This is a genomic window from Microcystis aeruginosa NIES-4325 (assembly GCF_008974145.1).
In the GTDB taxonomy this organism is placed as follows: Bacteria; Cyanobacteriota; Cyanobacteriia; order Cyanobacteriales; family Microcystaceae; genus Microcystis; species Microcystis aeruginosa_G.
The window spans coordinates 1-9,010 of record NZ_BJKP01000061.1 but is presented as its reverse complement, the minus strand read 5'-3'; the positions used below and the strand labels follow the sequence as shown (position 1 = coordinate 9,010).

11 protein-coding genes are annotated in these 9,010 nt (G+C 44.0%); 3 read left to right on the top strand and 8 right to left on the bottom strand.

Annotated elements, in window-relative coordinates:
- Positions 1-213: 213 nt before the first annotated feature.
- A complete protein-coding gene (locus tag MiAbW_RS18495; protein WP_151697285.1) occupies positions 214-2,607 on the bottom strand; it encodes a DUF3769 domain-containing protein in 2,394 nt (797 codons plus the stop codon).
- A gap of 140 nt (positions 2,608-2,747) precedes the next feature.
- Entirely contained in the window at positions 2,748-2,864 is a 117-nt protein-coding gene (locus MiAbW_RS18490; RefSeq protein WP_002732356.1) for a photosystem II reaction center protein I, read from the bottom strand.
- 182 nt (positions 2,865-3,046) lie between these two features.
- Between MiAbW_RS18490 and rsmI the strand changes: the two genes are divergently transcribed.
- The gene (rsmI, locus tag MiAbW_RS18485; RefSeq protein ID WP_151697284.1) at positions 3,047-3,886 is read left to right on the top strand and encodes a 16S rRNA (cytidine(1402)-2'-O)-methyltransferase; all 840 of its coding nucleotides are present in this window, start codon (positions 3,047-3,049) and stop codon (positions 3,884-3,886) included.
- Positions 3,887-3,921: 35 nt separating this feature from the next.
- On the opposite strand, the gene MiAbW_RS18480 is transcribed toward rsmI, so the two are convergent.
- The 5 genes from MiAbW_RS18480 to MiAbW_RS18455 form a co-directional block, all read right to left on the bottom strand.
- Positions 3,922-5,091, bottom strand: a complete 1,170-nt coding sequence (locus MiAbW_RS18480; protein WP_151697283.1) for an LptF/LptG family permease — start codon at positions 5,089-5,091, stop codon at positions 3,922-3,924.
- 32 nt (positions 5,092-5,123) lie between these two features.
- The gene (gene lptB / locus MiAbW_RS18475; protein WP_151697282.1) at positions 5,124-5,852 is read right to left on the bottom strand and encodes an LPS export ABC transporter ATP-binding protein; all 729 of its coding nucleotides are present in this window, start codon (positions 5,850-5,852) and stop codon (positions 5,124-5,126) included.
- 232 nt (positions 5,853-6,084) lie between these two features.
- Positions 6,085-6,585: an LptA/OstA family protein gene (locus MiAbW_RS18465; RefSeq protein ID WP_151697280.1), complete on the bottom strand. Its 501-nt coding sequence runs from the start codon at positions 6,583-6,585 to the stop codon at positions 6,085-6,087.
- 49 nt (positions 6,586-6,634) lie between these two features.
- The gene (locus MiAbW_RS18460; protein ID WP_151697279.1) at positions 6,635-7,060 is read right to left on the bottom strand and encodes a DUF309 domain-containing protein; all 426 of its coding nucleotides are present in this window, start codon (positions 7,058-7,060) and stop codon (positions 6,635-6,637) included.
- Positions 7,061-7,069: 9 nt separating this feature from the next.
- On the bottom strand, positions 7,070-7,429 hold the full coding sequence (locus MiAbW_RS18455) for a ferredoxin-thioredoxin reductase catalytic domain-containing protein (protein WP_151697278.1): 360 nt from the start codon (positions 7,427-7,429) through the stop codon (positions 7,070-7,072).
- 255 nt (positions 7,430-7,684) lie between these two features.
- On the opposite strand from MiAbW_RS18455, the gene MiAbW_RS18445 reads away from it, so the two are divergent.
- Positions 7,685-7,984 carry a DUF1816 domain-containing protein gene (locus MiAbW_RS18445; protein WP_151697276.1) on the top strand — a complete coding sequence of 100 codons (300 nt, stop codon included), beginning with the start codon at positions 7,685-7,687 and terminating at the stop codon, positions 7,982-7,984.
- The gene (locus MiAbW_RS18440) at positions 7,953-8,600 is read left to right on the top strand and encodes a ComF family protein (RefSeq protein ID WP_151697275.1); all 648 of its coding nucleotides are present in this window, start codon (positions 7,953-7,955) and stop codon (positions 8,598-8,600) included. Before MiAbW_RS18445 ends, MiAbW_RS18440 begins: the two co-directional genes overlap by 32 nt.
- Positions 8,601-8,645: 45 nt before the next feature.
- Here MiAbW_RS18440 and psbX read toward each other — a convergent pair whose 3' ends face one another.
- A complete protein-coding gene (gene psbX, locus MiAbW_RS18435; protein ID WP_002733679.1) occupies positions 8,646-8,765 on the bottom strand; it encodes a photosystem II reaction center X protein in 120 nt (39 codons plus the stop codon).
- Between the last annotated feature and the right edge of the window lie 245 nt (positions 8,766-9,010).

Below are 9,010 nucleotides of genomic sequence, written 5' to 3'. Positions count from 1 at the left end.
CCTTTATGACCAAAAGCTCGAAAGAAACGGTCTAGGAAAATCTGAGCTTCTTTCCTTTCTTTGCCAGTAATATGCTGTTGACAAAAATCAATAAATTCCTGTAAGCTTTCAAGGGTAGTAGTCATCTATAGCCTTTCCATTGGAGTAGGGTGGGCGTTGTAGTGCGATCACCATCTTACACAATAATTCATCATTCATAATTCCCTTCTAGTCTTAACGGGTGACTCCATCCACCACTGGACGGACATCGCTACCCTCAAAATAGCCGGGGTTACCTGTCCAGTTGAAATCGGACACGCGGATGTTGAGTATTCCCAACTGCAGCACCGGGTTATAGCGCAAAATTAAACTATAGGTGCGACGACTCCATTCGAGAAAATATTCTGTACTGATTTCCTTCGCTTGATCGATACTATAAATGCTCTGGAAACCCACGCGAATCGGACCATATACCTGTTGAGTTATACCATAGGACATGGTTTGTTGATCAACAAAGCGATCGAAGAAAAAGGGTGATTGTCCGTTAACCAAACCCTGACTAAAACTAATATTAAACCCGGTATAGTCGAAAAAATTGCGGGAAAAACGCCCAAACTGCCCTAATAATCCCACGGTTCCCGTGACGGAATTTTGCGTCTCTCCATTAGTGTAATAACTGGTGACACCGGTGACACCAGTGACAAGAGCAATATAGGGTTGAACGGGAAGAGGAGAAAATCTTAACCCTTGGTCGGGAGTCGGTGGTAAAGTAGGAGCAGACCAGAGTAAAAAACTGCGATTGAGGGAGACAGCACCCTGAAAACGACTTAAATTAGTGACATTATCCGTTGCATTGGCCGCTAAGAGATCACTGCGATCGGTGGGTGCGTTAACATTCTGAACAGAAGCTTGATAACTGAGTCTAATATCCGTATTGGGGACGACAATCACCGGTGAGGTCAAAATTGCCCCAAAACTGCTATTAACCGTCTGAAACCCCAAAGAACCGTTAAAGAGACGCTCGCGATAATTGTACTCCACATTGAGCAGATAGGGATCCTGCAACTGTCCGATCGTCTGTTGAAAGCGAATTTTAGAACGAACAGTATTTTCGATCTGTTCCAAATCTAAATTAGAAAAAGAGGCTGTTGCTTGCAAAAACGAGCGCTCGCCAAAATTAGTGGCAAAATTGCCCAATAAACCAAAAGCTTTCGGACTAAGGGGCGAAACTTCCCCACCTCCGGGGTTAGCTGAGGGAAAAGCATCAGGATTGAGGACTTTTTGAATTAAATATTGCGGTGTCAACTCAAAAAGAGTCTTCGGTGTCTCCACTAAAGTTAGGGGACTTTCTACGAAAAATCCGCCCCGATCCTCCCCATCATAGCCTGGGGCAATTAAAAAAGGACGACGACGACGGCGATCGAACGTAAGACTATTAATAAAAGTGGGTGCCACTACCCGTTGATCGAAAACCAACTGGGAATTACTCATCCGCAACTCATCGGTAAAGGGGCCGGTACTGCGAAAAGTGGCGGAATTAGCCCGAACTTCCAATTCAGGAGGGGAAAAAGGGTCATTAGTCAGACGCACATTAGTGGCATTCCACACCTTACCATCAAAATTCAAGCGTTCGGCCTGAAAACGGACACGATTAATCGTTCCTCCCGATGGACTACTAATATTCTGTCGATCGCGCCGACTGGGATCCTGTCCCCCGACAACAAATTGAAAACCCTCTCCCGTAGTGATTCTCTGCAAGGGTTGATTTAATGCCAAACGATCGGTTAGGGTTCCAAAAGAACTACCGGCCCCCACATCCGTGGGCAGCGTTTGTCCTAAATCCCTAGCGGTGCTGGGTTGAAAAATCTCCCCATTAGCATTAAATACCACACCGCTATCCTGGACGAAATAATATTCAAAGCGATCGCCGCGCAGGATTTGATCTCCCCGGGTTAGGATCACCTGGCCCTCCGCTACCGCTAACTTTTCGGGGAGATTAATCTGTAAGCGATCGGCCGTTAGTACACTTTGGGCAAAACGTAGGGTGACATTACCTCTAGCGGTGATAATCTGCCGATTTTGGTCAAATTCCTGCTCATCGGCCACCAATTCTAGGGGCTTTTCCCCTTCTGGATTAACTGCAGCGGTCTGAGCTAGGCTGTTATTGAGGGAAATCAAGTATTCTTGGCTGGTTTTTTCGCCTTTTTTCCGCACTAATAGCCGAGTTGAGCCATTTTTCTGGTTGAGAGCTTTTTGATTTAATCCTGAAACTATCTCGGTTTCGGGATGAATGGCGACACCAACGGCTGCGGGGGGTGGAGAATTCTGAATAGAAAGGGGTTTTCCCAAAGCTGCCGCATCACCGGCACTGCTAGGTAAAGGTTCTAAGGGAATACCCTGATCGGGAACCAAGGGTTTTACCTCGACGGTTTCCGGGGGTGGAGTGACGGTGAGGGGAATAGAAACGCTCTCTTCTGAAGGCTTTTTTGCTTCTAGATGTGCTGGGGTGACAGGGAGGGGAACTACAGAAGTGGGACTATTTTCAGAAACTTGGCGCTCCTCCGTTTCCGGTTCAGCTACAGTATTAATTAGGGCAGGTGGTTCAACAGCTAAGAGAAAAAAAGACATGACTGCACGAGTCGGCGATCGAAATAGAGGACGAGCGAACCTCAATGATACTACCACGATCATTATTTCTAGGGAGACAGGGAAAGTCCGATAACTTGTTCCCTGTGTCTCTACCCTAGAACCGGTTTGATAATTGTCTTCTACTCAAAGTCTTTGCGTCCGGGGTTACGGGTAGGATCGCCAGAAAGGAAGCCAAAGATAAAAAGTAAGACAAAGAAGGAAACAACGATATAAACGGCGATTTTTAGGGTTAACATTACTAAGACGTTCTCCTTAGACTAGATTAATGCAATAACAGGGTGAGCATACCTTGACCTACTTTACCCTATTTGAGTGATCCCTGAACAGACAAAAGCGATCGGTTCTCAGTCGTCAGCCTACTGTTTAACGTTTACTGATCACTGAAAATACGACCAACCAGCCTATTTTTAGCCAATTTATGAATAATCTCGGTAAATTGTATGTGGTGGCCACGCCGATCGGCAATTTAGACGATCTGACCTTCCGATCCTTGGCAACTCTCAAAAAAGTCTCTCTAATTGCTGCGGAAGATACCAGACACACGGGCAAATTATTGCAACATTTTGATATTTCAACCCCTCAAATTAGTTACCATGAACATAATCGCCTTTCCCGTCTCGATCAGTTATTAAATATTCTCAGCCAAGGTCAGGATATCGCTTTGGTTGCTGATGCGGGAATGCCGGGGATTTCTGACCCGGGTTATGAGTTAATTAAAGCTTGTATAGAAGCTCAGATCGAAGTGGTTCCCATCCCGGGAGTAACGGCGGTAATTACTGCTTTAGCGGTGTCGGGATTACCCACGGAAAGATTCTGTTTTGAAGGATTTCTTCCGGGTAAGGAAAAGCTGAGACAAGAGCGCTTAGAGGGTTTAAAAACTGAAACGAGAACGATGGTTTTTTATGAAGCACCTCACAAACTTATTAAGACTTTGGAGGATTTACGCGAAACTTTCGGCCCAACGAGAAAGATAGTTTTAGGTCGGGAATTAACCAAGCTTTACGAGGAAATTTGGCGAGGAACTATCGCCGAGGCGATTAATTTATATCGGGAGAATAAAACTCCTAAAGGGGAATTTACCATCGTAGTTATGGGCAACGATCAGGCCGATAATATCCAATTATCCGACGAGGAATTAAAACAGGAATTAAAACAAATTATAGAACGGGGAGTTAGTCGATCGCAAGCCAGCAGACAATTAGCACAAGTTACTAATTTATCCCGCAGTCGTTTATATAAATTAGCCCTAGAAATTTGATGATTATCAATTTTTACCCCACCGCTAACCCTCGATTACTTAGCGGATTGAAGTAACAAAATTCCTCCAGCAGTTAATCCTAAAATATTAGGCAACCAAGCGGCCATCAAGGGAGTTAAAACTCCTCCAATTCCTAAGGAACTGGTGACAAAAGATAGGAGATAATAGGAGAAAATTAGGACAATACAAATACCAAAACTGGTGGCTTTATTAGAATTTTGGGGACGTAATCCCAAGGCCGCCCCAATCATGCCAAAAACTAAACAAACAAAGGGTAAAGATATTTTCTGCTCGATTTGAACCTGTAGTTTTCTAATTTTGGTAGGATTGCCGCTTAATTGCAGTATTTCTAGGTATTCCCGCGCTTGTCTTAGGGTCATTTCTGAACCATCTCGGCCCCGAAAAGCTAAATCTAAAGGGGTACGCGGTAGGGCTAATTGTTGATGTTGAAAGCGGACAATATTACGATAGGAACCATTAGGATCAATTAGATAAATTGTACCGTTATAAAAATCCCAGATATTTTTCTCAATATTCCAAGAAGCTGATTCTGAGGTAATAATTTGATTAACTTCCGGTTGGGTGCGATCGAGAATGGTTAAACCTAACATTTCTTGACCGTTAAATCTTTCGGCATAAAATAACCTTCTTAATACCGTTTGCGCTTCCCCTCCATCCGGTGGCCGCACTTTGCCGTATTCAGGATAAATAATATTATCTTCAATAAAAGATTTGCGATTTGGTCGCAGGGCTTTCGTCATGGTAGCATTAGCTTCATAACTGGCAGCTGGGGCCACATAATCATTAAAAACGTAGGTTAATCCCGTCACTATTAAACTTAGCACAATTGCGGGAATTATTAGGCGATAAACACTAATTCCAATACTTTTAAAAGCAATCAATTCGCTATCACTGGCTAAACGACTGTAGGCCATTAAAGCTGCTAAAAGTATCGACATGGGAAAGGCTAAAACGATAAACTCTGGCATTTTTAATAAGAGAATTTTTAAGGCCAAAGTAAAAGGTAAACCCGACTCAGTAATCCGTCGCACTAAATCAAATAAAGTGCCGATCGCCACTCCCAAGGAAGTGAATAAACCCATACCAAATAGAAAGGGCAATAATAACTCGACAAAAATATAGCGATCTAAGATGGTAAATCCGGGTATTCTACTTAAATTTACTTGCCAATTGCTAACTTTCATGATATAATGCAGCGATTTTTTATTAATAACAATTATCTTAAGAAATTGTCACCCAAATAATACTGACGCACCAGAGGATTATTATAAAGTTCTTCGCCACTTCCCGCCGCTAAAATCTGCCCTTCGCGCATAATATAAGCCCGATTAGTGATGGCCAAAGTTTCTCGCACATTGTGATCGGTAATTAAAATTCCCATCTGACGATCCCTTAAACCAGCGATCATCGTTTGAATCTCGGACACAGCGATCGGATCCACCCCAGCGAAGGGTTCATCTAATAATAAAAATCTTGGTCCGTTGACTCCCACGGCTAAAGCGCGAGCTAATTCCGTCCTTCTTCTTTCTCCTCCAGAAACGTAAGCGCCTTTAGTGCCAACAATCTTATCGAGGCGAAATTCTTTTAATAAATCATAGAGACGATTTGCCCGTTGGGAAAAAGGCACTCCCGACTGTTCTAGGGCTAACTGAATATTTTCTGATACAGTTAAATAACGAAAAATACTAGCCTGCTGCGTCAGATAGCCAATACCCAGACGCGCCCTCTGATTAAGGGGTAATTTAGTAATTTCTTTTTGATCGAGCCAAACGCGCCCTTGATTCGGTTTAATTAATCCCGTGGCGATATAAAAAGTTGTGGTTTTCCCTGCACCATTTGGTCCCAATAACCCGACGATTTCCCCCGGGGCAACAGTAATACTCACTCGGTTAACCACGAGCCTTTTACCGTAGGATTTATGGATATTTTCTAATACTAAAGTCATCTTTATCCGGTGTTGGGGTTTGGGGACGTGGGGAAGTGGGGAGAACAAAGCTGCCTTTTGCTGGCTCTCTTAGGTTTGGTGGGTAAAATGTATTCTAAGATACAGTCTTGGGGCAGTGAGTGGAAGGAACCACAGAGACACAGAGGACACAAAGACCGATCGCTACTATATAAGTTAAACTTATCACACAAAGAATAAGAGAGCCTTTTGCCTTTTGCCTCCTGACTCCTAATCACTGCGGGTTAATAATTGGGGCAGCAGGGAGGGAAGGGGAAGGTATGGGTGCGGGTGTCGGGGAAGCAGCTGGTTGGGGGGAAGTTTCGTTATCTTTGACTAAATAAATTGACTCCACCTGCTGACTGGTTTGGGGAGTAGCGATAAATCTGCCCTCATCGACTAGATAAGTCATCGTTTCGGCGCGGATACTGTTGCCTTCCTGCAAAACATAAACATTACCCGTCATCACTAAACGACGTTCGCGGCTAAAATACTGAGCTTGGGCAGAAGTGGCCTGCATTTTGCGGGCAGGATAGAACACTTGTACGTTACCCCTGGCAGTAATTACGCCCGTTTTTGAGTTTGCCTCTTGAATATCCGATCGCACTGTCATGGCATTACCTGGTACAATATCCTGCTGTGCCTTGACTAGGGGAGAATTACCTAATCCCACCATTAAGCCGGTAGAAACGAGGGCAACTAGCCATCCCCTGATTTTTGCGGATCTTGCTCTCATAGAAATGTCACCTATAGACGTAATTGTATTGACTAACTAATCTAGCTTTTTAGAGAACGGGATGAGTTTTGATGATTTTCGGCAGAGAACAGATAGATCGATCGAGGTGGGGATGAGGATGTTCCTGATTGCTTTTCATCGCTTCTAGCACTGCCGGTAAAGCTTGGGGATCGAGATTCTGTAAAAAGTTTAATAGATCCAAACTCTCCCCCACCAGGTGCGTCACGTTGATCCCCTCGTAATCGGGTTGATAGTGTTGTAAACGTCTAACCCCTTCTCCCAAAAGAATTACCGCCCCGCGCCAGTTATTATTTTCTAGATGATAACAAGCGACAGCAATCTGCAAAATGCCTTGATAAAAGGTTTTTTCAGGCTCTGCGGACTCCATCCACAAAGCCTCTAGGGTATCATGACAAGCATAGAATTGCTGGCGATTAAATTCGTCGATTCCTTGCCCAAAAGCGCTGGCTGTCATTACCCTATACTAATGCCCCTTCATCGATTCGCGGACTTCTTGGATATAGTCGAGGGAAATTGCCTGTTCTTCCCCAGCAAACTCGTTATCGGGGGTAATAAACAGCATACAGTGACATTCTTTCCGTTCCCGCATCGGCACACAGGGACAATTCCAGAAAGTATTTTTTACCTCCGCTTCTTTGTCTTCGTAGTGACGACAGGGACATAAAGGAGCGCCTAATTCGTCCTTATGACGCGCTAATCCCTCAATTACTACGGCTGTCACCGAGAGATCGCTACAGAAGTAAGTATCTGTGCGTCTAGCGTACTGTTCGGCAAAATTCTTCATCGCCTCAAGACTCTTATCTGTGTCCGTGATCTGGCTCATAGTTATCTTATCCCCTTAGCTTTCTACAAAAAAACTTTTTACTATCCTATCTCGATCCGCTTCCCCTTGGCTGAGGGGAATTTTTAGAATCTCTTTCGATTTTGCGACCGATCCCCTTGTTACTCTAATACGATAAAAAGAATCTCTTTGGCCAGAAGCTCGACTTTTTGGCCAGCAAACGGGAATTATAGGGGCAAAGTTCCTCAAAACCTGTCCTTGATTCCTGCAATCCCTGTACCCTATCAATACCAGAACATGATTTTATCTTTCTTGGAGACAAATAAAATTTCTGACGATAATACACCTTGGTGGCTGAAAATTACCTCCCTTTATCCCCACTGTATTTACTATTTTGGTCCCTTTGCCTCTTTTGAGGAAGCACAACAGCATCAGGGGGGTTATCTCCAAGATCTAGAGTCTGAAGGAGCGCAAGGAATCAGTCTTTCGATCGAGCGGAGTAATCCCCATTATTTGACCGTTTTTGACGATGGAAATCAGGATCTAGCTAAAACTTTTGCTTCCCATGCTCGAACCTTTTCTCGCTTTATTTCTTAAGTCTGCCTGTCCTCTTTGTCAACGGCAGAGCGATCGAGAGCTTTGCCGTGATTGTGGGCGACAATTACAGGCCTATCGTCAGAATAACCCGCTTTTTCTCTGGCATGGTTCTATTCCCCTGTTTATCTGGGGACGCTACGAAGGTAAATTAAAACAGGTGATCGCTAAAATGAAATATGATCGCTATCCCGCTCTCGGCTCTTTGCTAGGCAGTTGCATGGGGGAAACTTGGCTGCTGCGTCCTCCCCTCACTGATAAACGTTTGACGGTGATTCCTATCCCTCTCCACCCAGAAAGGTTAAGGGAAAGGGGTTTTAATCAAGCAGAAGTCATTGGCGAGGGTTTTTGTCGTTTAACCGGTTATTCTCTGGCTAGTAGCGGGTTAATTCGGATTAAGAACACGGCAGCCTTATTTAGTCTGGCAGCCGAGGAAAGAAAAAAGACGATGCAAGCGGCTTTTCAATTGGGGAAAAATTTACCGAAATCAGTGCCGATTCTCTTAATTGATGATATTTATACCACGGGTACCACGATTGAGGAGGCTGTGCAGGTTTTACGCACAGAGGGATATCGGGTAGTCGGTGCGATCGCTCTTGCCAGTTCTAAAATGAGCTAAAATGCCCAGACGGAATCGGTCTAGGCATTTTAGAGTTAAATTAAATTAAGTGCGTTTGATCTTGTCGTATTGACTGATGAAAATCAAACCAATAGTGGCAGGGATCAGGACGATAACCGCACCTAAAACAAGGCTCCAGAGAAAGTTAGCTAAAGAGGGTGTCATGATAGATAAATCCTTTGTCATATTTTCAAAGACTTAGTTTTTTATCTTATCACCTTGGGCGAGAAGACCTCCAGTGCCACGACCAGATAAATGCGATCGCTGGTTATTATATGTCTTCAATCACTTTACTAAATTACCCGTTAAAAGTCGATACAAAAGCCTAGTCTCGTAAAACAGTAAACGGCAAAGTCCATCTTTGCCTAGTGCTTTAAAACTTGGTAGCTCTTGGGTGACTTTGGTTTTTT